This window comes from Achromobacter mucicolens (assembly GCF_029866465.1).
In the GTDB taxonomy this organism is placed as follows: domain Bacteria; phylum Pseudomonadota; class Gammaproteobacteria; order Burkholderiales; family Burkholderiaceae_B; genus Achromobacter; species Achromobacter mucicolens.
Map to the genome: position 1 here is coordinate 5,403,674 of NZ_CP123364.1, position 23,351 is coordinate 5,427,024.

At 67.3% G+C, this 23,351-nt stretch carries 21 protein-coding genes; 14 read left to right on the plus strand and 7 right to left on the minus strand.

The window, feature by feature from the left end:
* The first annotated feature begins 71 nt into the window (after positions 1 to 71).
* From QEP15_RS24615 to QEP15_RS24630, 4 genes are all read left to right on the plus strand, one after another.
* Complete coding sequence (locus QEP15_RS24615) at positions 72 to 935, plus strand: MBL fold metallo-hydrolase (protein WP_142052394.1); 864 nt, start codon at positions 72 to 74, stop codon at positions 933 to 935.
* A gap of 80 nt (positions 936 to 1,015) precedes the next feature.
* Positions 1,016 to 2,482, plus strand: coding sequence for a polyphosphate:AMP phosphotransferase (pap, locus tag QEP15_RS24620; protein WP_142052391.1), 1,467 nt, complete (start codon positions 1,016 to 1,018; stop codon positions 2,480 to 2,482).
* Positions 2,483 to 2,505: 23 nt separating this feature from the next.
* The gene (locus QEP15_RS24625) at positions 2,506 to 2,955 is read left to right on the plus strand and encodes a GNAT family N-acetyltransferase (protein ID WP_056327355.1); all 450 of its coding nucleotides are present in this window, start codon (positions 2,506 to 2,508) and stop codon (positions 2,953 to 2,955) included.
* A complete protein-coding gene (locus tag QEP15_RS24630; RefSeq protein ID WP_056327353.1) occupies positions 2,952 to 3,416 on the plus strand; it encodes an HIT family protein in 465 nt (154 codons plus the stop codon). Before QEP15_RS24625 ends, QEP15_RS24630 begins: the two co-directional genes overlap by 4 nt.
* 55 nt (positions 3,417 to 3,471) lie before the next feature.
* Here the strand turns inward: QEP15_RS24630 and QEP15_RS24635 are convergent, their stop codons facing one another.
* Positions 3,472 to 4,647 carry a glycosyltransferase gene (locus QEP15_RS24635; RefSeq protein ID WP_217618409.1) on the minus strand — a complete coding sequence of 392 codons (1,176 nt, stop codon included), beginning with the start codon at positions 4,645 to 4,647 and terminating at the stop codon, positions 3,472 to 3,474.
* A 470-nt stretch (positions 4,648 to 5,117) separates the two neighbouring features.
* Between QEP15_RS24635 and QEP15_RS24640 the strand changes: the two genes are divergently transcribed.
* The 4 genes from QEP15_RS24640 (at position 5,118) to QEP15_RS24655 (ending at position 9,135) form a co-directional block, all read left to right on the plus strand.
* On the plus strand, positions 5,118 to 5,507 hold the full coding sequence (locus tag QEP15_RS24640) for a DUF488 domain-containing protein (protein ID WP_217618408.1): 390 nt from the start codon (positions 5,118 to 5,120) through the stop codon (positions 5,505 to 5,507).
* Positions 5,508 to 5,592: 85 nt separating this feature from the next.
* A complete protein-coding gene (gene tenA, locus QEP15_RS24645) occupies positions 5,593 to 6,255 on the plus strand; it encodes a thiaminase II (RefSeq protein WP_142052384.1) in 663 nt (220 codons plus the stop codon).
* 54 nt (positions 6,256 to 6,309) lie between these two features.
* Positions 6,310 to 7,074 carry a uracil-DNA glycosylase gene (locus tag QEP15_RS24650; RefSeq protein ID WP_152382913.1) on the plus strand — a complete coding sequence of 255 codons (765 nt, stop codon included), beginning with the start codon at positions 6,310 to 6,312 and terminating at the stop codon, positions 7,072 to 7,074.
* A 276-nt stretch (positions 7,075 to 7,350) separates the two neighbouring features.
* Positions 7,351 to 9,135, plus strand: a complete 1,785-nt coding sequence (locus QEP15_RS24655) for a DEAD/DEAH box helicase (RefSeq protein ID WP_152382914.1) — start codon at positions 7,351 to 7,353, stop codon at positions 9,133 to 9,135.
* Between the two features lie 62 nt (positions 9,136 to 9,197).
* Here the strand turns inward: QEP15_RS24655 and QEP15_RS24660 are convergent.
* Positions 9,198 to 10,426, minus strand: a protein-coding gene (locus QEP15_RS24660; protein WP_217619157.1) for an IS3 family transposase whose coding sequence is annotated in 2 segments (ribosomal slippage) — positions 9,198 to 10,076 and positions 10,079 to 10,426 — 1,227 coding nt in all. Because the reading frame shifts where the segments join, the coding sequence is not laid out codon by codon here.
* A 133-nt stretch (positions 10,427 to 10,559) separates the two neighbouring features.
* Here QEP15_RS24660 and QEP15_RS24665 point away from each other — a divergent pair.
* Positions 10,560 to 11,747 (plus strand): class I SAM-dependent methyltransferase, encoded by a 1,188-nt coding sequence (locus QEP15_RS24665; protein ID WP_152382915.1) that lies wholly within the window; start codon positions 10,560 to 10,562, stop codon positions 11,745 to 11,747.
* Positions 11,748 to 11,760: 13 nt separating this feature from the next.
* Here QEP15_RS24665 and QEP15_RS24670 read toward each other — a convergent pair whose 3' ends face one another.
* Positions 11,761 to 12,879 (minus strand): tRNA nucleotidyltransferase/poly(A) polymerase-related protein, encoded by a 1,119-nt coding sequence (locus tag QEP15_RS24670; protein WP_175156939.1) that lies wholly within the window; start codon positions 12,877 to 12,879, stop codon positions 11,761 to 11,763.
* Positions 12,876 to 15,002: a lytic transglycosylase domain-containing protein gene (locus QEP15_RS24675; protein ID WP_142055916.1), complete on the minus strand. Its 2,127-nt coding sequence runs from the start codon at positions 15,000 to 15,002 to the stop codon at positions 12,876 to 12,878. The genes QEP15_RS24670 and QEP15_RS24675 overlap by 4 nt, the downstream gene beginning before the upstream one ends.
* 69 nt (positions 15,003 to 15,071) lie before the next feature.
* Here QEP15_RS24675 and QEP15_RS24680 point away from each other — a divergent pair, with 69 nt between their 5' ends.
* From QEP15_RS24680 to QEP15_RS24700, 5 genes are all read left to right on the plus strand, one after another.
* The gene (locus QEP15_RS24680) at positions 15,072 to 15,743 is read left to right on the plus strand and encodes a 5-formyltetrahydrofolate cyclo-ligase (RefSeq protein WP_152382917.1); all 672 of its coding nucleotides are present in this window, start codon (positions 15,072 to 15,074) and stop codon (positions 15,741 to 15,743) included.
* A 287-nt stretch (positions 15,744 to 16,030) separates the two neighbouring features.
* Positions 16,031 to 17,461 (plus strand): circularly permuted type 2 ATP-grasp protein, encoded by a 1,431-nt coding sequence (locus QEP15_RS24685; RefSeq protein ID WP_062838905.1) that lies wholly within the window; start codon positions 16,031 to 16,033, stop codon positions 17,459 to 17,461.
* Positions 17,462 to 17,463: 2 nt separating this feature from the next.
* Positions 17,464 to 18,438 carry an alpha-E domain-containing protein gene (locus tag QEP15_RS24690; protein ID WP_056327334.1) on the plus strand — a complete coding sequence of 325 codons (975 nt, stop codon included), beginning with the start codon at positions 17,464 to 17,466 and terminating at the stop codon, positions 18,436 to 18,438.
* A 13-nt stretch (positions 18,439 to 18,451) separates the two neighbouring features.
* Positions 18,452 to 19,255, plus strand: coding sequence for a transglutaminase family protein (locus tag QEP15_RS24695; protein ID WP_056327332.1), 804 nt, complete (start codon positions 18,452 to 18,454; stop codon positions 19,253 to 19,255).
* A 63-nt stretch (positions 19,256 to 19,318) separates the two neighbouring features.
* On the plus strand, positions 19,319 to 20,182 hold the full coding sequence (locus QEP15_RS24700) for a proteasome-type protease (RefSeq protein WP_056327404.1): 864 nt from the start codon (positions 19,319 to 19,321) through the stop codon (positions 20,180 to 20,182).
* Positions 20,183 to 20,219: 37 nt separating this feature from the next.
* Here QEP15_RS24700 and QEP15_RS24705 read toward each other — a convergent pair whose 3' ends face one another.
* Genes QEP15_RS24705 through QEP15_RS24715 form a run of 3 tightly spaced genes read right to left on the minus strand, consistent with a single transcriptional unit; the run spans position 20,220 to position 23,342 of the window.
* Complete coding sequence (locus QEP15_RS24705) at positions 20,220 to 20,990, minus strand: enoyl-CoA hydratase/isomerase family protein (RefSeq protein WP_108007273.1); 771 nt, start codon at positions 20,988 to 20,990, stop codon at positions 20,220 to 20,222.
* A gap of 10 nt (positions 20,991 to 21,000) precedes the next feature.
* Positions 21,001 to 22,149, minus strand: coding sequence for a type 2 periplasmic-binding domain-containing protein (locus QEP15_RS24710; protein ID WP_280148211.1), 1,149 nt, complete (start codon positions 22,147 to 22,149; stop codon positions 21,001 to 21,003).
* On the minus strand, positions 22,146 to 23,342 hold the full coding sequence (locus tag QEP15_RS24715) for a CaiB/BaiF CoA transferase family protein (protein WP_128830127.1): 1,197 nt from the start codon (positions 23,340 to 23,342) through the stop codon (positions 22,146 to 22,148). The genes QEP15_RS24710 and QEP15_RS24715 overlap by 4 nt, the downstream gene beginning before the upstream one ends.
* Positions 23,343 to 23,351 lie beyond the last annotated feature (9 nt).

Below are 23,351 nucleotides of genomic sequence, written 5' to 3' on the forward strand. Positions count from 1 at the left end.
TAAACTATTCGCAAATATTATTTTTTTACGTAAACTGTTCCGACGTGCCCGCCCTCCATTCCCGAGCCCCCATGAATCCGCACATCCAGGCCTTCTTTGATCCCGTCACCTCGACCATCACCTATGTCGTTCACGAGGCAGGGCCCGGCGGCGCCTGCGCCATCATCGATTCGGTGCTGGACTTCGACCCCAAGTCGGGCCGCACCAGCACCGCCAATGCGGACCGTGTGGCCGACTATGTCCGCGCGCGGGGGTTGCGGACGGTCTGGCTGCTGGAAACCCATGCCCACGCCGATCACCTGTCCGCCGCGCCTTATCTGCAACGGCAGCTGGGCGGCGTCATCGCCATCGGCCAAAGCATCCGCAGCGTGCAGGGCGTGTTCAAGAAGATCCTGAACCTGGAGCCGGCCTTTCAGCTCGATGGATCGCAGTTCGGCCATCTGTTCGCCGACGGCGAGACCTTTCAGATTGGCGCGCTGACCGCCACGGCGGTGCACGTGCCGGGACACACGCCAGCCGACATGGCCTACCTGATCGGCGATGCAGCGTTTGTGGGCGACACGCTGTTCATGCCCGATGTCGGCACGGCGCGCTGCGATTTCCCGGGCGGCGATGCGCACCTGCTGTACCAGTCGATCCGGCGCCTCTTGAGCCTGCCCGACGACACGCGCCTCTTCATGTGTCACGACTATCCGCCCGAGGGCCGCGACGCCGCCTGGCAGACCACCGTGGCCGACCAGCGCCGCGGCAACATCCACGTGCGCGATGGCATCACCGAAGATGAATTCGTCGCCATGCGCACCCGGCGGGACGCGACACTATCGATGCCCACACTGATCCTGCCCGCCATCCAGGTGAACATCCGCGCGGGACATTTCCCGCCGGCCGAGGACAACGGCGTGCGGTATCTGAAGATTCCCGTCAACGCGCTTTGACACCTGGCCGCGGCGCACTTGCGCCGCACGGCCATATCCCGCAAGATCGCCCGATCGCAGCCACCCGATCCGACGCATCCATGTTCGCCGAAGCCGAAGCAGACCCTACCCTCTCCAAAGATGAATTCAAGGCGCTGGAAACGCGGCTGCGGGTCGGACTGCTGAATGCGCAGTACGAACGCCTGCGCCAGGCCGACAAGACGCTTCTGGTCGTCGTGGCGGGCATCGACGGGGCCGGCAAGGGCGCCACGATCAACCTGCTCAACGAATGGATGGATCCGCGCCACATCCGCACGCTGGCCTATGGGCCACGCGAGGGCGACGAACTGGATCGCCCGCCGTTGTGGCGCTATTGGCGCGATCTGCCGCCCAAGGGCAGCACCGGCATCGTGTTCGGCTCCTGGTACACGCCGCTGGTCATCGAAGCCGTGCGCAAAAAGCCCAATGCAGACGCCATCGAGGCCCATGCCGCCGCCATCATGCGCTTTGAAACGATGCTGGCCTCGGAAGGCGTGCAGATCGTCAAGCTATGGTTCCACCTGTCGGCCAAGGCGCAAAAGGAACGGGCGCAGCGCCTGCTCGCCAGTCCCGAGACCGCGTGGCAGGTCAGCCCGGTCGACATGAAGGTGAACAAGCGTTTCGACCGCATCCGGTCGGGCGCGCACGTCGTGCTCAATCACACGGACTGCGGTCACGCGCCCTGGGTGGTGATCCCCAGCGCCGACGAGAACATGCGCACCGCGCGCACGGCCGAGGCGGTGCTGACGGCGCTGCGCCGGCGCGGCGTGCCGCGCCTGCCGCCCGCCTTCGTGGCGCATTCCAGCACGACGCGCATCGTCGACCGCCTGGGCAAGCTGGACTATGACGCCAAGGTCGAGAAGGAAGACTACGAATCCGAACTCGGCCTGCTGCAAGGCCGGCTGGCGCTCGCCGCCCGCTCCGACAAGTTCAAGGATCGCTCGCTGATCCTGGTGTTTGAAGGTCAGGATGCGGCCGGCAAGGGCGGCGCCATCCGCCGCGTCACGCACGCGCTGGACGCCCGGCAATTCGACATCACGCCCGTGTCCGCGCCCAGCTCCGAAGAATTGGCCCGTCCTTACCTGTGGCGGTTCTGGCGCCGCATTCCGCGCCATGGCCGGATCGCGATCTTCGACCGCTCCTGGTATGGCCGCGTGCTAGTCGAGCGAGTCGAGAAGTTGATTCCCCCCGCCAAGTGGCGCCGGGCCTACGCAGAGATCAACGACTTCGAAGAACAGCTGGCGGCCAGCGGCGCGCTGGTGCTCAAGTTCTGGCTGGCGGTCACGCCCGACGAACAGCTTGCCCGCTTTCGCGAACGCGAAAAATCGCCGTTCAAGAATTTCAAGATCACGCCCGAGGACTGGCGCAACCGCGAAAAATGGCCCGAGTACTCGGCGGCGGCCAACGAGATGATGATGCGGACCGACGTGCCCCACGCGCCCTGGCATCTGGTGTCGGCCAACGACAAGCGTTACGCTCGGCTGCAAGTGCTGCGGCATATCGTCGAAGCCATGGAAAACCAACTCTGAATTCCGCCAGGAGGCTCCGCCCCATGAGTACCGCAGATATCCGTCCCATCGTTGCCGCTGACTTCGACGCATGGCTGCCGCTGTGGAAGGGCTACCAGGACTTCTACCGCGTCAACATCGACGACGCCGTCACGCGCAACACGTGGGCGCGCTTTCTGGATCCGGCCGAGCCCATGCACGCGGCGCTAGCCTACGAAAGCGGCCGCGCGGTGGGCTTGGTGCACTGGATCTTCCACCGCTCCACCTGGACCGCGGGCGATTACTGCTATTTGCAGGATCTGTATGTGGACCAGGAGGCGCGCGGCACGGGCGCCGGGCGCAAGCTGATCGAACACGTCTACGCCGAAGCCGCCGCGGCCAATTGCGCCCGCGTCTACTGGCTGACGCACGAAACCAACGCGACCGCCATGCAGCTCTACGACCGCATTGCCGACCGGTCCGGCTTCATTCAGTACCGCAAGGTGATGGCTTGAGCGCGCGCGATCCCAACTGTCCGCTGTGCCAGGAAGACGGCGGCACGCTCTTGTGGCGGGGACCGCACCTGCGCATCATCGAGGTCGAGGACCCCGACTATCCGGGGTTTACGCGGGTGATCTGGAACGCTCACCTGGCCGAGATGACCAGCCTGTCCACGCACGGGCGCGACCTGCTCATGCGGGCGGTGTATGTGGTCGAGGAGACGCAGCAGGCGATCCTGACGCCCGACAAGGTCAACCTGGCATCGCTCGGCAACATGGTGCCGCATCTGCATTGGCACGTGATCCCGCGCTGGCGCGGCGACCGGCATTTTCCGGATCCGATCTGGGCGGCGCCGCGCATCGCGCCGGGCGCCGAGCCCGATTCCTGGAAGCGCCGGCAAGAAGCGGTGTCGGCCCTGCTGCCGCGCTACCGCGACCGTCTGGTCGAAGCGATGAACGCGCTGCTGTGGCATTGAGCGGTCCCGCGCACTGACCGTTTTACCGCACTGGCTTTCTACCGCACCAACCGTTCTACGGCATCGAGCCGCTGGGCGCCGCGGGGGCCCGCCCCCGCCGTTCTCCCAGCCAGCGTGCGTAGGCCGCTTCGACCAACTGCGCCGCGCGGTCGACGCTGAAAAGCCCCTGCCCCCGAATGAGCTCCCGGCCCGCCTCGCCCATGCGGCGGCGGCGTTCGGGGTCGGCGAGCAGGCTTTCCAGCGCGGCGGCCAATGCAGCGGGATCGCGCGGCGGCACGAGCAGGCCGGTCACGCCCGCCTGCATGGTTTCGGGAACGCCCCCCACGTCCGTGCCAATCACGGGCACGCCCATGGCGGCAGCTTCGACAAATGCCGTGCCGAAGGCTTCGCGATGGGTCGGCAAGGCGAACACGTCAAACGCCTGCAGCACGTTGCCGATGTCATGCCGCCGGCCCAGAAAGTGCACGCGGGACGCCAGGCCCAGCGCCTGAACCTGTCCCTTCAGGCGCTCGAACACCGGCATGCCGTCTCCGGCCAGCACCAGATGGGCTTGCGGAAACGCGGCCAGCACCCGCTGGAAAGCGTCGATCAGGTCGGCATGGCCCTTTTCCGTGCGCATGACGGCCACACAGCCCACGACCAGCGCATCGGCCGGCAGGCCGAGTTCCTGCCGCAGGCTGCCCTTGCCGTCGCCTTCGGGCAACACAATCGGCGAATGGATGGTGGCGACGGCCTCGGGCGGCGCGCCGCCATCCAGCAATTGGCGTTGCACGTGCCGGCTCACGGCGATGACGCGGTGGGCCAGCCACGTGTAGGCGTACAACGAGTTGATCGGCTTGGCCAGGTGGCGGGTGCGCACGATGAGCGGGGTGCGGGCAAGGCGCGCGCCCATTGCCGCGCGCACCGTGTCGCAGCGGCTGTGCGTGTTGACCACGTCGAAGCGGCCGCGCGCCGCCACGCGCCGCACGAACGCCACGCTGCGCACGAAATTGACGGCGCCGTCCATGTTCACGGTGTGCACGGTGAACCCGGCGTCGCGAAGCCGCTGCGTCAGTTCGGCGTGCGGCTGGCAGACCGCTTCCAGGTGATGGCCGCGCTCGCGCATGGCGACCATCTCCTTATAGATACAGAATTCCTGGCCGCCGAAGGCCGTGGCGGCTTCCGTATGCAGGATGCGCAAGGAGCCGCCCGTCCCGGCGTGGCTAGCGGGAAGATCGTCGGAATTCAGCATGGGCGGAGCAGCGGGCTGCTGCAGGGGGGTTGCGCAGGGGCCTGCCGATGCCGGCAAAGGGTGTCGGCGGTGCCAGGCAAGGCAAGGAGGACGGGATGATGGCGTGGCGGCATGACGGCAAGGGGCGCCAGGCAGCCTGGCCAAGCCACGACTGTTGGGCGTGGGTTCAAAAAAAGGCCGACTGGGTCGGCCTCCAACGGAGTTGTTACATAGAATTTAAGCGAATGTAAACCACAACGCCGCAGCCCGACAAGCCTCTCTGTCTCGAGGCGGGGACACAGCCCGCAGATGACGTGACTTCCGTGGCAATAGACCTCGATTTCAGGGAAGAAAGACGCAGGTTATATACATTCAGTTACCGTTCAGGTTCTTGCCGTAGCGGCTCAACGACGTGCAAACTGACCGCGCGCGTGGCCTTGGCCGCTCGGCCCGTGAAGTAGACTGTCCGCACCCACGTCGCAGGAGCCGGCATGAAATCGTCCCGCATCATCGTGCAGCGCGTTTACGAAGGCACCGGTCCGCAAGGGCATTACCTTGCCCTCGTCGACCGCATGTGGCCTCGCGGCCTGCGCCGCGCGGACCTCGGCCTGGACGAATGGGCCCGCGACATCGCCCCCAGCGCTGAACTGTGCAAATGGTTCAGCCACGTCGAGGAACGCTGGGACGCATTCCGCGCCAAGTACCTGGCCGAACTGGCCACGCCCGAGCAGCAAGCGCGCATGGCGGCCTTGCTGGAGGCCGCGGGCGATCGCCCCCTGACCCTGCTGTACGGTGCGCGCAACACCGAACACAATCAGGCCGTGGTGCTGCGCGACGCGCTCCTGGAATTCGCCCGCCATCACCGCAAGCGCGCGGCCTGAATCTCCCCCCGCTGTCTTGGTACGCTTATGCCCCGCCGGCGCCGCGCATCCACGCGCGCGCGAGGCGACGCCTAAGAGGAATTCCATGTCTTTCAGCTCCGACGCCTGGACCCGCAACGCCGCGCTCTATGAAAAGACGCGCGACATGCCGTTCAACCGCGAACTGGCCAGCGGCCAGCTTGCCGAGGATGCGTTCAAGCACTACATGATCCAGGACGCGCACTATCTGGTCGCGTTTGGACGCGCGCTGGCCATTGCCGCCGCCAAGGCCGACGACGCAGACGGCGTCGTGCAGTTTGCCGAAGCCGCCAAGGGCGCCGTCGTGGCCGAACGCAGCCTGCATGCCGGTTTCATGCAACAGTTCGGCATCGACGCGGCCACGTTCGAGGCCACGCCGCTGACGCCGGCGAGCCATCACTACACCAGCTTCCTCATCGCCACCGCCTGGAGCGCACCCTATCCGGTCGCCCTGGCTGCCCTGCTCCCCTGCTTCTGGATCTACGCGGAGATCGGGCGCGACATCCACGCGCGCGCCGTTCGGCCCAATCCGTACGCCGCCTGGATCGACACCTACGCCGGCGATGACTTCCACGCGCTGGTCCGCGCGGTGATCGCCACCGTGGATCGGGCGGCCCAAACCGCCTCGCCGCAGACCGTCGAAGCGATGCACCAGGCCTATACGCACGCCGCCCAACTGGAATGGATGTTCTGGGACTCGGCGCACCGGCAGGCCGGCTGGCCGGTCTGAACGGGCGGGCGGCGCCGGTCGGGCTGACCAGGCGGATATGCCAAAATCGCGCCCATGCCGACCGACAACCGCCTTACACCCAACGCCCTGGCCACGCAGGCCGGGCAACTGCCTGCCGCCTGGCAGGCCGCCCTGTCCGCCGACCCCGCCGTGGCCGCAGCCCTCGCCGCCGCGACCAGCCATGTGGAAGCGCGCCTGGCGCAGGGCGCCGTGGTGTATCCCGCCACGCCCTTTCGCGCCTTGCAAGGCCTGGCGCCCTCGGACGTACGGGTCGTGATCCTGGGCCAGGACCCCTACCACGGCCCCGGCCAGGCGCAGGGGCTGGCGTTCTCGGTGCCGGACGACTGCAAGCGCCCCCCCAGCCTGCGCAACATCTTCAACGAGATTGCGCGCGACTATCCGGATGTGGGCGTTCCGGCCGGCAATGACCTCACCGCCTGGGCCGAGCAGGGCGTGCTGCTGTTGAACACGGCGCTCACCGTGGAAGACGGCCAGCCCGCGTCGCACGCCAAGCGCGGCTGGGAAACGGTGACCGATGCCCTCATCAAGCTCGTCGCGCGCGATCCGTCGCCCAAGGTGTTCATGCTGTGGGGCGCCCACGCTCAGGCCAAGCGGCTGTTGCTGCCGCCCGACAGCGGCCATCTGGTGCTGATGTCCAACCACCCCTCCCCGCTGTCCGCCCGGCGCCCCCCGGTGCCGTTCCTGGGCTGCGGTCATTTCCGGGCCACCAACGCGTGGCTGGAAAACCAAGGGAAAAACCCTATTGATTGGGGGCTGGACAAAAAAATAATTCCCTTGCAGGGTGAATTCAGGTTATGATCGCCGCACTGCACAAAACGAGTTCGGCATTTACCGCCTTGATTTAGCGGAATTTTTTGCAGTCCGCCGGGAAACCAACCCCCGGCCTCATGCCGAACTATCATCGATTCCTGACCCCTTTCCTTTCGCCCTGCGTTCCATCAGTACAAGAGAACGCGCCACGCGCATGGTTGATCCGGTCGGCACGATGCTCCATCAACCGTCGCCTGGATCCGGCCGCCTAATCCCCTGGCCCGACCAAGCACTGCGTCGCATTGATTGCGGCAAGGGAAAGTAATGTCTTTCGAAACCCTGGGTCTCGCGCCCGCCCTGTTGTCGGCCGTTCAAGAAGCTGGCTTCACCACCCCCACCACCGTTCAAGCCGCCGCCATTCCGCAAGCGCTGGCCGGCCACGACCTGATGGTGTCCTCGCAGACCGGCAGCGGCAAGACCGCGGCCTTCATGCTGCCCGCCCTGCATCGCATTGCCCAGATGCCCGCCAACAAGGGCGTCGGCGTGCAAGTGCTGGTGCTGACCCCGACCCGCGAACTGGCCCTGCAAGTCACGGACGCCACCGCCACCTACGGCCGCAAGCTGGCCGACCTGCGCACCGCGACCGTCGTGGGCGGCATGCCTTACGGCGCGCAACTGAAGGCGCTGTCGCGCCGCGTCGACGTGCTGGTCGCCACCCCCGGCCGCCTGATCGATCACCTGCAATCGGGCCGCGTCAAGCTCAACACCGTGCACACCCTGGTGCTGGATGAAGCCGACCGCATGCTGGACATGGGCTTCATCGAAGATATCGAGACCATCATCGAGCGCCTGCCGCAAGAGCGCCAGACGCTGCTGTTCTCGGCCACCCTGGACGGCACCGTTGCCAAGCTGGCCGCGCGCATGATGCGCGAGCCGCAGCGCATCGAGATCGCCGGCGCCAAGGAAAAGCACACCAACATCACGCAAAGCCTGCTGTACGCGGACGACGCCAGCCACAAGATGCAGCTGCTGGACCACGTGCTGCGCGACGCCTCGCTGGATCAGGCCATCGTCTTCACGTCGACCAAGCGCGGCGCGGACGACCTGGCCGACCGCCTGGCCGACCAGGGCTTTGCCGCCGCCGCCCTGCACGGCGACATGAACCAGCGCCAGCGCACCCGCACGCTGTCGCAACTGCAACGCGGCCAGCTGCGCATCCTGGTGGCCACCGACGTGGCCGCCCGCGGCATCGACGTGCAAGGCATCAGCCACGCCGTCAACTTCGACCTGCCGATGCAGGCTGAAGACTACGTGCACCGCATCGGCCGTACGGGCCGCGCCGGCCGCAGCGGCCTGGCGTTCACGCTGGCCACGCATTCCGAGCGCCACAAGGTCCGCCGCATCGAGCACTACATCGGCCAGTCGATCACGCCTGAAGTGATCGCCGGTCTGGAACCCAAGCGCACCCCGCGTCCGTCCACCGGTGGCGGCGGTGGCAAGCCCTTTGGCAAGCCTTTCGGCAAGCGTCCCGGCGGCTTCGGCGGTTCGCGTCATGGGTCGGGCGGCTTTGCCGGCGCCCGCGACGGCGCCCCGCGTGAAGGCCGTTCCTTCGGCGGCCCGCGTGGCGAGTTCAAGCCGCGCGACGGCGGCTACCAGGGCAACCGTTCCTTTGAAGACCGTCCGTTCGGCGACCGCCCGCAGCGTTCGTTTGGCGACCGTCCCAGCTTCGGCGATCGTCCGCAGCGCGAAGGCGGCTACCAGGGCAATCGCCCCTTCGGCGACCGTCCCCAGCGTGAAGGCGGCTTCCGTGGCGGCGACCGCGATTCGCGTCCCAGCTTTGGCGACCGCCCCAGCTACGGCGACCGTCCCCAGCGCGACGCCCGTCCGTTCAGCGAGCGCGGCCCTCGTGAAGGCGGTTTCCGCGGTGGCGATCGCGACGCGCGCCCCAGCTTTGGCGACCGTCCCAGCTTCGGTGACCGTCCCCAGCGCGAAGGCGGCTTCCGTGGCGGCGACCGTCCCGAAGGCGGCTTCCGTGGCAAGCCCTCGTTCGACAAGCGCCCCGGCGGTCCCGCCAAGCGTTTCACCAAGTCGACCGATCGCCGCGGCTAATCTGTCCGTCTGTGACCCGTCCTGCCATAGGTTGACACCTACGGCACGGTATCCGTAGCAGGCTACGGACTGAACACCCGGTGAACTTCATCGGGTGTTTTGCATTGTAGGGACAGGTGCGGACGCTCGGTGTTGTAGATTTCGACGGACTGCTTGACCATGAGCCGGGCTTGGGCCAGATCGGCGGGCTTGTGGAGCAATAGCTCTCCCTTCAGGATGCCGTTGACCCGCTCAGCCAAGGCATTCTGGTAGCAGTCGTAGCCGTCAGTCATCGAGCAACGGATGCCGTGCCGCGCGTGCAGGCGCTGGTAGTACGTTGAGCAGTACTGGATGCCTCGATCCGAGTGGTGCACCAGCGGTTGGCTCGAGCGCCGCGAGCGCAACGCCATCTCCAGTGCGCGGCGCACCCCTTCGGTCTGCAGATTCTCTGCCACGTGGTAGCCCACGATCTTGCGCGAGTAGGCGTCGGTCACCAGGCTTAAGTAGGTGCACCGTTGGGCGGTCGGCAGGTAGGTGATATCGGCTACCCAGACCTGCTCGGGCCCCGTCGGCACCACTTGGCCTTCGCCTTCCTTGAGCAGGTTCGGGTGGCGTCGGAAGCGGTGATGGCTGTCGGTGGTCTTGTGATACGCCCGGCGTGGCCGCACCAGCATCCGGGCGCTGCGCAGAATGTCGAACAGCGCATCGCGCCCGGCCTTGATCCCCGCCTCGCGTAGCGGCTGGCCCAGCATGTGATGCAGCTTGCGCGTACCCAACGTCGGTTGACGTACCCGCAGCGCGGTGACCATCGATACTACTTGGCATGCCTGCTGCTGGCGCTCGCGCTCTCTGTGCCTGCTCTTGTAATACGCCTGGCGGCTATGGCCCATGTAACGGCAAGCCCTTGCCACGCTCAGCCCTTGGACGAGCTTTTGCGTGAGGACTTGCCCAAAGGCTTTTTTACGACGCGTACCCCGTAATCCTTCTCCAACACATTGACCACGGCCTCAAACAACTGCGCCTTCTCGCGGGCTTCCTTGAGCTGAATCTCCAGTTCCTTGATCCGCTGCTCGGGGGTAAGCACTTTGCCTTGACGATCCATGTCCACTCCTCTGACCGTCGGCAGGCTCCAGCCGCTCCAGCCCGGGCGGCCATGTTTGCGCAGCCACACCAGCACTGTCGACCGGCCTTGGATTCCATAGCGGCGCTGAGCCTCTTTGTACGTCAGCTCGCCTTTTTCCACCTGCTCGACCACCGACAGTTTAAAAGCCAGACTGTAGTCCCGCTGGGTTCGCTTGATCCTTGATTCCAATTGACTCTCCTTTTTTCTCTCGAAAAGGTGTCAACCAATTCCAGGACGGGTCACTGATCCGAAAAAAGCCCCGCGGCCATGCTGCGGGGCTTTTTTTTGGGAAAATGCCGGTTTGCCCCGGTACCATCCGCTCATGCAACGCCCCGCCCCCGCCAATCTTCCGCCCCTGTCCCCCGCCGCACGCGAACACAGCGACGCCACGGCCGCCCACCTGCGCGCCGCCATCGCGGCGAGCGGCGGCTGGCTGCCGTTCGATCACTGGATGGCCGAGGCCCTGTACGCGCCGGGATTGGGCTATTACGCGGCGGGCAACGTCAAGCTGGCCGATGCCGACGACGGCGGCAAGACGCCCGCCGGCGACTTCGTGACCGCGCCGCAGCTCACGCCGCTGTTCTCGCGCACGCTGGCGCGCCAGGCGGCCGAGGTGCTGCGTCAGACGGACACGCGCGCCGTGCTGGAATTCGGGGCCGGCACCGGCGCGCTCGCCGAAGGCGTGCTGCGCGAACTGGACGCGTTGGGGCTGTCCGACACGCGCTATCTGATTCTGGAAGTGTCGGCGGACCTGCGCGCGCGCCAGGCCGAACGGCTGGCGCCCTTCGGCGACCGGGTGCAATGGCTGGACGCCCTGCCCCACGCGTTTTCCGGATGCGTGCTGGCCAACGAAGTGCTGGACGCGATGCCGGTTTCCCTTTTTGTCTGGAGCGACGCCGGCCAGGTGCTGGAACGCGGCGTGGCGGTGGATGCCGACGGCGGTTTCACCTGGGAAGATCGCCCCGCCCCGGCCACCCTCGCGGCCGCGGTCGCGGCGCGCATGCCGGCGCTGCCGGGCTACGTGTCGGAAATCAATCTGCAGGGCGAGGCGTGGATCGCGGCAATGGGCAGCTGGCTGGAACGCGGCGCGGCGCTGCTGGTGGACTATGGCTTTCCGCGCGGCGAGTACTACCACCCGCAGCGCGCGGGCGGCACGCTGATGTGCCACCTGCGGCACCACGCGCACGGCGACCCGTTCACCGCGCCGGGCCTGCAGGACATCACGGCGCACGTGGATTTCACCGCGATGGCGGACGCCGCGCTGGCGGCGGGAATGCAGGTGCTGGGTTACACCTCGCAGGCGCGCTTCCTGATGAACGCGGGCCTCATGGACCTGCTGGCCGGACTGGATCCGTCCGATGCGCAGGCCTACGCGCAGGCGGTGGCACCGGTGCAGAAGCTGCTATCGGAGGCGGAGATGGGCGAGTTGTTCAAGGTGCTGGCCGTCGGCCGCGGCATGACGGCGCCGTTGAGCGGGTTCTCGCGCGGCGACCGGCTGGGCAAGCTGTAGCGCGCAAGCCGGATCAGACGGCCTGCAAGTCGGCCAGACGCGCCAGGCGCGCCTGGCGCACGCTGTCCTTGATGCGCGCCGGCTCGCCCGCGCAAGCCTTGGCGATGGCGCCCGCGTCCACGCCGCGCACCGCCGCCACCCGCGATTGCCACGCGGGAAGGTCCACCGCGCGCAACACGGCCGCGGCATCCAACAGTTCAAAAAAGCGTTCCGGCTTGCGCAAGGCATCGGCGCGCTCCATCAGCGCCAACTGCGCATCGGCCCTGTCCGGGCCATCCGGCATGCCATCCTGCGCACCCAATGCGTCGAGGACTTCAGGCAAGAGTCGCGCGTAGTCGTTGCATTCCGTGGGCACGCGCATCCGCCGTCCCAGCGCTTCGCGCTGCGGCGTCAAGCGGCACATCAGCGCGTAGCGGCTTGCCAGCGGCAAGCCCTGCCCCGCGGCGCGATCCAACTGCGCAGCCACTTCGTCCACGCCCTGCAATTCGGGCATCACGCGCGCCAGCGCGCCGGATTCGTTCAGCACCCCCAGCATGCGCGAAGGCGCCTGCGCCATCAGGCCGCGCGACAACTCCTTCCAGACGCGTTCGGCCACCAGCGCATCGGCCTCGCCGGCCTCGACCATGCGGCGGCACAGCGCCATCGTTTCCGGCGCAATGCTGAAATCGCCAAAGCGCGCGGCAAAGCGGGCGAGGCGCAGGATGCGTACGGGATCCTCTTCGAACGCATCGCCCACATGACGAAAGATCCGGGCGCGCAGGTCCTCCGCGCCGCCCAGCGGGTCCACGAGCCGGCCGTCTTCGTCCTGGGCAATGGCATTTACCGTCAGGTCGCGCCGGCGCAGGTCGTCCTCCAGCGTGACGTCCGCGCCCGTGTAGAAGGTGAAGCCCTTGTAGCCGCGCCCCGACTTGCGTTCGGTGCGCGCCAGGGCGTATTCCTCTTTGGTGCGGGGGTGCAGGAAGACGGGGAAATCGCCGCCGACGGGGATGAAGCCGCGGCCGGTCATGTCTTCGGGCGTGGCGCCCACCACGACCCAATCGTGATCGCCGTGCGGCAGGCCGAGCAGCGCATCTCGCACCGCGCCGCCAACGATATAGGCGCGCAGGCCTTCGGTCGCCGGATCGCGCGTCATGGCGCGGCGGCGGTTTCGGTGCCTGCCGGCACGACGTTGCCCAGGCGCTCCTTCAGCGATTGCGGCTGGCCGGTGAACATGGCCGCGTAATACGTGGCGTTGGACATCACGTTCTTGACGTAGATGCGGGTTTCGGTGAACGGGATGGTCTCGGCAAAGATGGCGCCTTCGACGGGATGCGTGAACGTCGAACGCCAATTGCGCGGCCGGCCCGGGCCCGCGTTGTAACCGGCGCTGGCCAGCATCTGCGAACCATTCAAATCGCGCAGCACGATGTTCAGGTAGTTCGTGCCCAGTACGGTATTGGTGTCGAAATCGTTGACGCTGGCCGGCGTGAAGTCGCTCATGCCGATCTTGCCGGCCACCCACTTGGCCGTGGCGGGCATGAGCTGCATCAGCCCCGAGGCGCCCACGTGCGAGCGCGCATCCATGATGAAGCGCGATTCCTGGCGGATCAGCCCGTACACCCAGGCCGGATCCAGCGCGATGGCGTTGGCCTTCGCGGTGACGCGGCCCTCGAACGGCGCGATGAAGCGCTGGCTGAAGTCGAATTCCTTTTCGGTGCGGTCCGACGTGTTGACCACGCGGTCGTAGATGTTCTCGGCGCGGGCCAGCTCGGCGGCGGCCAACAGCTGGCGGTCGCTCATGCCGCGCAGCGTGAAGTTCCATTCGGGCACGGCTTCGGCGCGCCAGCCCAGGCGGAACAGCAGCACGGCGCGTTGCAGGCCCGGATTGGCGCGGGCCTCGGCGATCTCGCGGTCGCTGATGGGCGCGGGACGCGGCGGCACATTGATGCGGCGGCCCAGCTCTTCCGCGGCCAGCTGGCCGTAGAAATCAAAGCGGTCGGCGATGCTGGCGTAGGCGGCCTGCGCCTTGTCCTTGTTGCCCGTCGCGGCCTGGCCGCGGGCCTTCCAGTACACCCAGACCGTCTCGGCCTGTTGCGAAGGCGGCATTTCGTCGATGGATTCGATGACCCACTTCCAGTCGATTTTCGGCTGGCGCAACGCGGCGCGCACCTTCCAGGCGGCGTTGTATTCGGTCATGCGGATATGGCCCGCCTCGCGGTACCAATCGTTCGCCCGGCTGTCCAGGCCCAGCGCGGCGGTCAGCGCGTACTGGCCGCGCACCCAGGCCAGGTTCGACTTGGACATCGACTTGGCCCATTCGCGGCGCAGGTAGGAGTCGGCGACGCTGACGTCCGAGCGCGCCAGGCGGGCCAGCGCGATCGTGACCAGTTCCTTTTCGTTGCGACCCACGGGCATGCGGTCCTGCCGCGTCAGCCACTTCATGGGGTCTTTCATGATGACGTCGTAGGTCTTCACGTCGCGCGGTTCGAACATGTACTGCACGAACTTGCGCGCATCGGTGGTCTTGTTGGCCTCGATGGCGTCGCGCAGCTGCGGCTCGAGTTGCTCCCAGCCCAGGATGCCGTCGGCCACGAGCTGGTCGTACAGCGCCCAGCATGCGCTGCCGGGCGAGAACACGGCCATTGCCTGCGCGGCCGTGGCGCGCTGGCCGGTCATGTGCTTGCCGTCCAGGATGGCGCATTCGATCTGCGCGTTGCTGTTTTTCACGGGCGCCAGCTTGCGCACCGTTTCGAAGTCGCCGCTGCGGGCGGCGGCGAGCAGCCAGTCGCCGCGCAGGCGGTCGGCCAGGTAGGCGTCGCCATTGCTGTTGATGAACTGCTGCAGCGCCGCCACGGGCCGGCCCGAGGCGGGCGGCGTCCAGAGCTGATAGCGCAGCAGCCAGTATTCCGGATACATGCCCAGCGGGTCGCCCTTGGCCTGCGGCACCAGCGCGCCCAGCACCGACCACTGCTTGCGGTTCATGGCTTCGCGGGCGGCGACCACGGCGGCCAGCGCGGGCGTTTCCGCGGTCGGCGGCAGGCCTGCCAGCACCACGGGAGGCACGGCGATCATCGGCTGGGCCGCCTGCACGGCGGGCTGAGGCTGGGGATTGACGGCGGCGCTGCGCTGCTGCGCATCGACGGGCGCACAGGCAGCCGTGAAAAGCGCCACCAGCGGCAGCAAGCGGCGCAGCCCGGCGCGGGCGTCGGCGGCTTGCAACGAGGAATTCTGATACCGTGGGGGCTGCCGGGCGCCTGTCTCGCGACGCACCCGCATGCTGAGCATACGCATGTTCGTCTTCAGCATGTTTGCCTTCATATTCAACCCCCCGGTTACAGCCACCGCATGACTACGCAAAATACTCCAGAGGATACCGCAGTCCACCGCACGCGATTGCGGAAATTGCGCACCGAAATGCCTGAAGACCAGCGCAGCCGGGGCGCTTTGCTCATGCGCGCACGCCTTTTCACCTGGCTGAATGTGGCCCGCGACCAGGCCGTGCAGGCCGGCCATCCGGCACCCACCACTGTCGCCGCCTTCTGGCCCATGGCCGACGAACCCGATCTGCGCCCGCTCCTGACGCAATGGAGCGAGGCCGGCATGACGGTGGCACTGCCGGTCGTGCGCGAGCGCAACGCGCCGCTCGCCTTTCTGCCCTGGACGCCCGAGGCCGAACTGCGCGCCGGCCCCTACGGCATCCAGGAACCCGTGGCCGGTCCGGAACTCTTGCCCGACGTGGTGCTGGTGCCCACGCTGGGTTATACCGAACTCGGCGACCGCCTGGGCTATGGCGGCGGCTATTACGACCGCACCCTGGCCGCCCTGCGCGACCGCGGCCACCCCTTCACCGCCATCGGCATCGCCTGGAGCTGCGGCGAGCTGGACCCGGGATATGTCCCCGCCGCGCACGATGTCCGCCTGGACGCGGTGCTGACGCAGGACGGCTGGGTGCCGCATGCGCCGCTGGAGCAAGGTGGCAAGAGCGGATCGGTGCTGCATTCCTATCGCATGAATTGACGGGTCCCCGCTGACGCACCAGTTTCGTCCGGCGTGACGCACCAGCTTGGTGCGCGCGCCCGGGCAGCTCTCCAGCCGCCTTCGCCCCCCTGACGGCCTCCCGTCCCCGGATTACGCCGTCGTCCGCCCCGGGGATGGCATTTCCCCCACCCGCAGCGCATATTGATGCCGTGTCGCCCCGTCTGCCGACAAAGCTGGCATGCGGGTTGCTTGTACACCTTGACCGGCCGGCCACGGCCGGATGACGGCCGCGTGCAAGCGGCCGCAAGCATCTGCACGGAGGAGCCATGAAGGACCTACCCGCCCGTCCATCCGCCTTTGACGAAATGCGCGATGGCGAGAACCGCATCCGCTCCCACTACCAGGCGTTCGAGCGCTGGCACAACGAGCAGTCGGACGAAGCCATGTCCGTGCGCCGGCTGGAGGCCGACCTGAGCTTTCGCCGCGTCGGCATCACATTCTCGGTCGCGGGCGACGCCGCCGGCACCGAGCGCCTGATCCCTTTCGACCTCATCCCGCGCATCATTCCCGCCGAGGAATGGCGCCACCTGGAAGCCGGCCTCAAACAGCGCGTGCGCGCACTGAACCTGTTCATTCGCGACATCTATCACGGCCACGACATCGTGCGCGCGGGCATCGTGCCGGCCGAGCAGGTCTTCCTGAACGCGCAATACCGTCCGGAGATGCAGGACGTCGACGTGGCCGAGGACATCTACTGCCACATCGCCGGCGTGGACCTCGTGCGGGCGGGCGCGGGTGAATTCTATGTGCTGGAGGACAACCTGCGCGTGCCGTCCGGCGTGTCGTACATGCTGGAGAACCGCAAGATGTCGATGCGGCTCATGCCCGACGCGTTCGGCCGCATCAAGGTCGAACCCGTCGCGCACTACCCCGACCTGCTGCTGGACAACCTGCGCGAGGTCGCGCCGCACGGCGGCGACGATCCCACCGTGGTGGTGCTGACGCCGGGCATGTACAACTCCGCCTACTTCGAGCACGCCTTCCTGGCCCAGCAGATGGGCGTGGAACTGGTGGAAGGCCAGGACCTGTTCGTCGAGCAGAACACCGTCTACATGCGCACCACGCGCGGGCCGCGCAAGGTCGACGTGATCTACCGCCGGCTGGACGACGATTTTCTCGATCCGCTGTCCTTTCGCGCCGATTCCGCGCTGGGCGTGCCGGGCCTCTTGTCGGTGTATCGCGCCGGCCGCGTCACGCTCGCCAACGCGATCGGCACCGGCATCGCCGACGACAAGTCCACGTATCTCTACGTGCCCGACATGATCCGCTTCTATCTGGGCGAGGAACCCATCCTGTCGAACGTGCCGACCTGGCGCTGCGGCCGGCCGGACGAGCTGTCGCACGTGCTGGCCAACATGCAGGACCTCGTGGTCAAGGAAGTGCATGGCGCGGGCGGATACGGGATGCTGGTCGGGCCGTCCGCCTCGCGCGCCGAGGTGGAATCGTTCCGGGACCGCGTGCGCGCCAATCCCGCCAACTACATCGCGCAGCCCACGCTGGCGCTGTCGACCACGCCCACGTACGTGGAATCGGGCGTCGCGCCGCGCCACGTGGATCTGCGGCCGTACGTGCTGTGCGGCAAGGAGATCCGCACCGTGCCGGGCGGCCTGTGCCGCGTGGCGCTGACCGAGGGCTCGCTGGTGGTCAACAGCAGCCAGGGCGGCGGCACGAAGGACACCTGGGTGCTGGAGGACTGATCATGCTGAGCCGAACCGCCGACAACCTGTTCTGGATGTGCCGCTACACCGAGCGCGCCGAAAACACCGCCCGCATGCTGGACGTGAACCTGCAGATGTCGCTGCTGCCGCAGGACACGCATACGCGAGAAGGCTCGTGGCTGGGCGTGCTGCGCATCTCCGAATTGCAGGGGCTGTATCAGAGCAAGTACGCGTCGATCTCGCCGCACGACGTGCTGGAATACATGGTGCGCGACCCGGAGAATTCCTCGTCGATCTATTCGTGCATGCGCGCCGCCCGCGAAAACGCGCGCGCCGTGCGCGGCAGCCTCACGACGGAAGTCTGGGAAACCTACAACACGACGTGGCTCGAGCTGCTCAAGCATCTGCACACGGGGCTGCTGGAACGCAATCCGGGCGAATTCTTCGAGTGGGTCAAGTTCCGTTCGCACCTGGCGCGCGGCGTCACGATCGGCACCATGCTGGAAGACGAGGCGCTGTACTTCATGCGCATCGGCATGCACCTGGAGCGCGCCGACAACACCGCCCGCATGCTGGACGTGAAGTTCCACGAACGCAGCAGCGCGGGCGCGCAGGAGAGCCGCGCGGAACCGGCCAGCGCCGCAGCCGTGCAAAGCGAGTTCTACCGCTGGTCGGCGCTGCTCAGCTCCGTGTCCGGCCTGGAGATCTACCGCAAGGTGTACCGCGATGTCATTACCCCCGATCGCGTGGCCGAACTGCTGATCCTGCACGGCGACATGCCGCGGTCGCTGCTGGCCTCGATGCGGGCGGTGGCCGACGACCTGGCGCGCGTGGCGAACCAGCGCTCCACCGAGACGGAGCGGCGCGCGGGCATGTTGTGTGCTGAGCTGCAGTACGGCCGCGTCGAGGACATCCTGGCGAGCGGACTGCACCGGTACCTGGACCGGTTCCTTGACCGTATCAACGACCTGGGCAACCGGATCAGCCAGGACTTCCTGGTGCCGCTGTCGGCATAACACGGAGACAGCCATGAAGCAGATCATCACGCACGTCACGCATTACCGCTACACCGCGCCGGTCAACTACAGCATCCAGACCCTGCGCCTGACGCCGCGCGACGACGAACACCAGCGTGTTCTGCGCTGGAACATCGAGGCGCCGGGCGAGCTGGACAAGCAGGTCGACGCCTACGGCAACATCACGCACACGCTGACGTTGAACCAGCCGCACAGCGACATCGAGCTGCGCGTGTCCGGCCAGGTGCTGGTGGCGCCGCTGGTGCGCGGCGTGCTGGGCGGCGAGGACAGCCGGCTGCCAGTGCATGCCTATTGCGTGCAGACGCGGCTGACGCAGGCGGACGAGACGGTTCTTGCGTTCGCGCGCGCGGTGCTGCCAAACGGACTGTCGACCTCGGACGACATCCTGACGCTGGCGGACGCCATCCACGGGCGCGTGGCGTACGAGCCCGGCACCACGGACGTCACCACCGCCGCCAACCAGGTGCTGGCGTTGGGTCATGGCGTATGCCAGGACCACGCCCACCTGTTCCTTGCCTGCGTGCGCGGCCTGAACGTGCCCGCGCGCTACGTCAGCGGCTACCTGTACACCACGGCCGAGCACGCGGCCAGCCACGCCTGGGCCGACGTCTGGCTGCCCGACCTGGGCTGGACCAGCGTGGACATCACCAACAGCCAGTTCGCCTCGGAATGCCATTGCCGGCTGGCCGTGGGCCGGGATTACGACTCGGCATCGCCCGTGCGGGGCGTGCGCACCGGCGGTGGCGAGGAGTCCATGGAAATCAGCGTCCAGGTCCAGGCCGGCGCGCAGCAGTAAGCCGTAACATCCGCCCCGCCCCGCCGCAATACAATGCGGGGTGGCTTTTCCCTCTTTCCGATCATGACCTACTGTGTAGCTGCCCGCCTGGACGCCGGCCTGGTGTTTCTTTCCGACTCCCGCACCAATGCCGGGGTCGACCAGATCAGTGTCTTTCGCAAGATGACCGTGTTCGAGCGGCCGGGCGAGCGCGTCATGGTCCTGATGACCTCCGGCAACCTGGCGGTCAGCCAGGCCGTGCTGAACGTGCTGACCCGCCAGCGCGAGGAAGGCGCCGACACGCTCTGGAACGCGCCCGACATGTTCACGGCCACGCGCCTGGTGGGCGCGGCGGTGCGCGAGGTCTATCACAGCGAGGCCGCCGCCCTGCACGAACAGGGTGTCGACTTCAACGTCAGCATGATCTTCGGCGGGCAGATCGGCATGGAGCAATGCCGCCTGTTCCAGGTGTATTCGGCCGGCAACTTCATCGAGGCGGGCCAGGAATGCCCGTACTTCCAGATCGGCGAGGCCAAGTACGGCAAGCCCATCCTGGACCGCGTGCTGCAACCGGACACCTCGCTGGACGAAGCCGCCAAGTGCGCCCTGATCTCGATGGATTCCACGCTGCGCTCGAATATCTCGGTGGGCCTGCCGCTGGACCTGCTGGTGTACGACGCCAATTCGCTGCGCGTCACGCACTTTGCCAGCATCGACGAGCACAACGAGTATTTCCGCATGATCCGCGGCACCTGGGGCGAACGCCTGCGCCAGGTCTTTGCCGAGATCCCCGATCCGCTGTGGACCAACCCGGACGCGCCGGGCTCGCTGGTGCCGCCGTCGCGGGTGCACCAGCCCCTGCGCATGGAGCCGGCCGATGCGGCGCGCAGCGCCTACGTGACGCCGCAGGTGCTGGCCGAAGACCCGGGCAAGGACCAGCCCAACTGAGAGGGTTCCGGCGCCGCGCTGGACGGCGCCCGCCGCGTCAGCGCCGCTCGAACTTCGGCGCGCGCTTTTCTTCGAATGCCTTGCGGCCTTCCTTGGCGTCGGCGGTGGCAAAGCAGATCGCCTGCAGATCGCGCTCGTATTCCACGGCCTTTTCCAGCGGCATCGACAACGCGGCGCGCAGATTGACGCGGGCCGTCTCGGCCGCAATGGGCGCGCGCGAGGCGATGGTGGCGGCAAGCGCCTGCGCGCGCTCGCGAAGCTGCTCCTGCGGCACCACCTCGCTCACCAGCCCCCAGGCCAGCGCCTGCTCGGCGCGGATGGGATCGCCCGTCAGCACCATCAGGGCGGCATTGCTCGGGCCGATCGCATGGACGAGTTGCGCGGTCATGCCGCCGCCGCCAATCCATCCCAGCTTGATCTCGGGCGCGCCCAGGCGCGCGTTGTCGGCGGCGATGCGGATATCGCAAGCCAATGCCATCTCCAGGCCGCCGCCGAACGTATAGCCGTTGATCGCAGCCACGGTGGGCTTCTTCAACATGCGCACGCAGTCGCAGTAATCGAGCCGGTTGCGGAAATCCCAGGGCGTGGCGTAGCGGTCAAGCTCGGTGATGTCCGAGCCGGCGCAGAAGGCCTTGGGACCCGCGCCGGTCAGGATTACCGCGCGCACCTGCGCGTCGGCATTGCACGCTTCTACCGCGGCGATCAGCAAGTCGGCCATCTCGGGCGTCATCGCGTTCAGCTTCTCGGGACGGTTGAGTTCGATGATGGCGACATGGCCATCGATACTGAGATTGACGAGTGCGCTCACGTCGAAATCCTTATGCAGCGGGGTGCGGGGAGGCGGCGGCCAGGCTGGCCTTAAAGCGCTGGGTCAGGCCGCGCGCCAAGGTGTGGGAGGGTGCGCGGGCGGCAACGCCGTCGCGCAGAAACTGCGAGGCCTCGCCCTGGAAGGCGATGTAGCCGTCGTGCCGCGGCCGGATCGAGGCCGCTTCCAATGTGCGGGCCGTATTGGCATAGAAGTTGCCGCTGGCCGCGTTCACGTCTGCATCGGCCCAGCTGCCGCGATGGCTGGGCTGGCCTTCATGCTGCGGGATGAAGCGGCTTTGGGTGTCGGCTGCCAGCAACCACAACAGGTGCGCGCGCAACGCCGGCCCCACGACGCAGCGCCGCGATATCGCAATGCCGGTCCCGCCCAGGATCGATCCGGGCCGGCCAGCGTCGGCCTGGGGCGCGTCGCGGAACGTGAGCGGCTTGGCGACCGCGGAGGTGGCGTAGTTCACGTAGCCGTAGACCAGCGGGCATAGCGTGATGTCGTCGCGCGCGCTCATGTGGCCCAGCAGCGCGATCGGGTTGTAAGCCAAGGCGTGCGCGGGCGTGCGCCGCGCCAGTTCGACAAGCACGTCGCATGCGTCGGCGAGCGTCGCCTCGTCGTGCCAGGCGCCGTGCGGCCGCAAGTCCGTATCGGGTGCAAGCGCGGCGGCAATCGACAGCAGCGACAGAAACGGATGCGGTCCGCCCCAGCTGAGCGCGACCGAGCCGCTGCGTTGCGACAGCGTCAGCACCTCATGCCAGGTGCGCGGCACGGAGCCGTCCAACCGGTCAGCGCGCGTGGCCATCACCTGCGTGGCGGCGTCCAGCGGCAACGCCCATTGGCGACCGGCCATGCGGTAACTGTCGTACGACAGCCCGATGCTGTCGCGCGCGATCGGCGCCAGCTCGTCGGGCGCGAACACGGTGTCCAGCGCTTGCAGGCAATCGTGCGCCAGGGCTTCGCCAAGATGGGGGTGATCCAGCACCACCAGGTCATAGCGCGCGCAGAGTTCGGCAATGGGCGCGGACTCGAAGCCCTCGAGCGATTGCTTGTCCCAGTGCACCAGCGGCGTGTGAGCGGTGGCCGCGTGCAGCGCGTTGTAGCCGCGCGGGTGATCCCAGGTCAGGCCGCGATAGGGCAACGCACGCTCGCTCATTCCGAGGCCCCTCGCAGCACCGCGCCCGAGGCCGCATGTGCGGCGATCTCGTCGGCACTGAAGCCGAAGTCGCGCAGCACTTCGTCGGTGTGCTGACCGGTAAGCGGCGCGCCGCGCACCACTTGGCTAGGGGTTTTCGAAAAGCGGATCGGAAAGCCCGGCGTCTTGATCCGGCCTTCGGTCGGATGTTCGTATTCGACGAACGTGCCGTTGTGCGCGATCTGCGGATCGTCGACCAGATCGGCGTAGCCATACACGGGGCTGCACCAGATGCCGGCGGCATCCAGCTTGGCGAACCAGTCGGCGGTCGAGGCGCGGGCCAACGTGTCGCGCACAAGCGCGTAGATCTCGTCGCGCTTTTCCCAACCGTCGCGCTCGCCGGCGTAGTCCGCCAGGCGCGGTTCTTCAGTCACGCGCGCCAGCACGTTCATATCGGGCATGGCCAGCGCCAGATAGCCGTCGCTGGTCGCAAAGGTGCCATAGGGCGCGCGGATGTATACGTGGGCATGCGGCTCGGCACTGCGCACCTGCGGCTTGTGCCCCACCGTGTACACCGAGAGCTCCTGCATCTGGATCGTGGTGATGGCATCCAGCATGTTGACCTCGACCTTCTGGCCTTCGCCGGTGCGCTCGCGGTGCAGCAGCGCGGCCAGCACGCCTTCGAACGCGCAATACGCGGTGACGGCGTCGACCACATACTGCCCCGCCGCGCGCGGCGCCTCGCCGGCCCGGCCCGACGACAGCATCGCGCCCGACATCGCCTGCAGCAGCAGATCCTGTCCGGGACGCGTGGCATAGGGGCCGTCCTCGCCGAAACCCGACATCGATACATAAATCAGGCGCGGGTTCAGGGCCGACAAGGTCTCGTAGTCCACGCCCAGGCGGCCGGCGACACCCGGCCGGTAGTTCTGGATGAACACATCAGCCTGCGCCGCGAGCTTCTGGATGATCTCCTTGCCGCCGGCGCTCTTCAGGTCGATCGCGAGCGAACGCTTGTTGCGGTTCAGCGAAAGAAAGGACACGTTGATCTTGTTGCCCGTGATGCCGCCGGCGGGCGCGTGCCGCTGCCATTCGCCGGTGGGTGGCTCGATCTTGATGACGTCGGCGCCCAGGTCGCCCAGGCGCTGCGCCGCGAACGGCCCCGCCATGGCGATGGAGCAGTCCAGAACCTTGTAGCCAGAAAGAATGCTCATTGCTTCTAC

Excerpts from the sequence above, each read along its gene's own strand:
- QEP15_RS24615 (WP_142052394.1), top strand. The coding sequence starts at position 72 with ATGAATCCGCACATCCAGGCCTTCTTTGATCCCGTCACCTCGACCATC.
- pap (WP_142052391.1), top strand. The coding sequence starts at position 1,016 with ATGTTCGCCGAAGCCGAAGCAGACCCTACCCTCTCCAAAGATGAATTC.
- QEP15_RS24625 (WP_056327355.1), top strand. The coding sequence starts at position 2,506 with ATGAGTACCGCAGATATCCGTCCCATCGTTGCCGCTGACTTCGACGCA.
- QEP15_RS24635 (WP_217618409.1), bottom strand. The coding sequence starts at position 4,647 with ATGCTGAATTCCGACGATCTTCCCGCTAGCCACGCCGGGACGGGCGGC.
- QEP15_RS24640 (WP_217618408.1), top strand. The coding sequence starts at position 5,118 with ATGAAATCGTCCCGCATCATCGTGCAGCGCGTTTACGAAGGCACCGGT.
- tenA (WP_142052384.1), top strand. The coding sequence starts at position 5,593 with ATGTCTTTCAGCTCCGACGCCTGGACCCGCAACGCCGCGCTCTATGAA.
- QEP15_RS24650 (WP_152382913.1), top strand. The coding sequence starts at position 6,310 with ATGCCGACCGACAACCGCCTTACACCCAACGCCCTGGCCACGCAGGCC.
- QEP15_RS24655 (WP_152382914.1), top strand. The coding sequence starts at position 7,351 with ATGTCTTTCGAAACCCTGGGTCTCGCGCCCGCCCTGTTGTCGGCCGTT.
- QEP15_RS24665 (WP_152382915.1), top strand. The coding sequence starts at position 10,560 with ATGCAACGCCCCGCCCCCGCCAATCTTCCGCCCCTGTCCCCCGCCGCA.
- QEP15_RS24670 (WP_175156939.1), bottom strand. The coding sequence starts at position 12,879 with ATGACGCGCGATCCGGCGACCGAAGGCCTGCGCGCCTATATCGTTGGC.
- QEP15_RS24675 (WP_142055916.1), bottom strand. The coding sequence starts at position 15,002 with ATGCGGGTGCGTCGCGAGACAGGCGCCCGGCAGCCCCCACGGTATCAG.
- QEP15_RS24680 (WP_152382917.1), top strand. The coding sequence starts at position 15,072 with ATGACTACGCAAAATACTCCAGAGGATACCGCAGTCCACCGCACGCGA.
- QEP15_RS24685 (WP_062838905.1), top strand. The coding sequence starts at position 16,031 with ATGAAGGACCTACCCGCCCGTCCATCCGCCTTTGACGAAATGCGCGAT.
- QEP15_RS24690 (WP_056327334.1), top strand. The coding sequence starts at position 17,464 with ATGCTGAGCCGAACCGCCGACAACCTGTTCTGGATGTGCCGCTACACC.
- QEP15_RS24695 (WP_056327332.1), top strand. The coding sequence starts at position 18,452 with ATGAAGCAGATCATCACGCACGTCACGCATTACCGCTACACCGCGCCG.
- QEP15_RS24700 (WP_056327404.1), top strand. The coding sequence starts at position 19,319 with ATGACCTACTGTGTAGCTGCCCGCCTGGACGCCGGCCTGGTGTTTCTT.
- QEP15_RS24710 (WP_280148211.1), bottom strand. The coding sequence starts at position 22,149 with ATGAGCGAGCGTGCGTTGCCCTATCGCGGCCTGACCTGGGATCACCCG.
- QEP15_RS24715 (WP_128830127.1), bottom strand. The coding sequence starts at position 23,342 with ATGAGCATTCTTTCTGGCTACAAGGTTCTGGACTGCTCCATCGCCATG.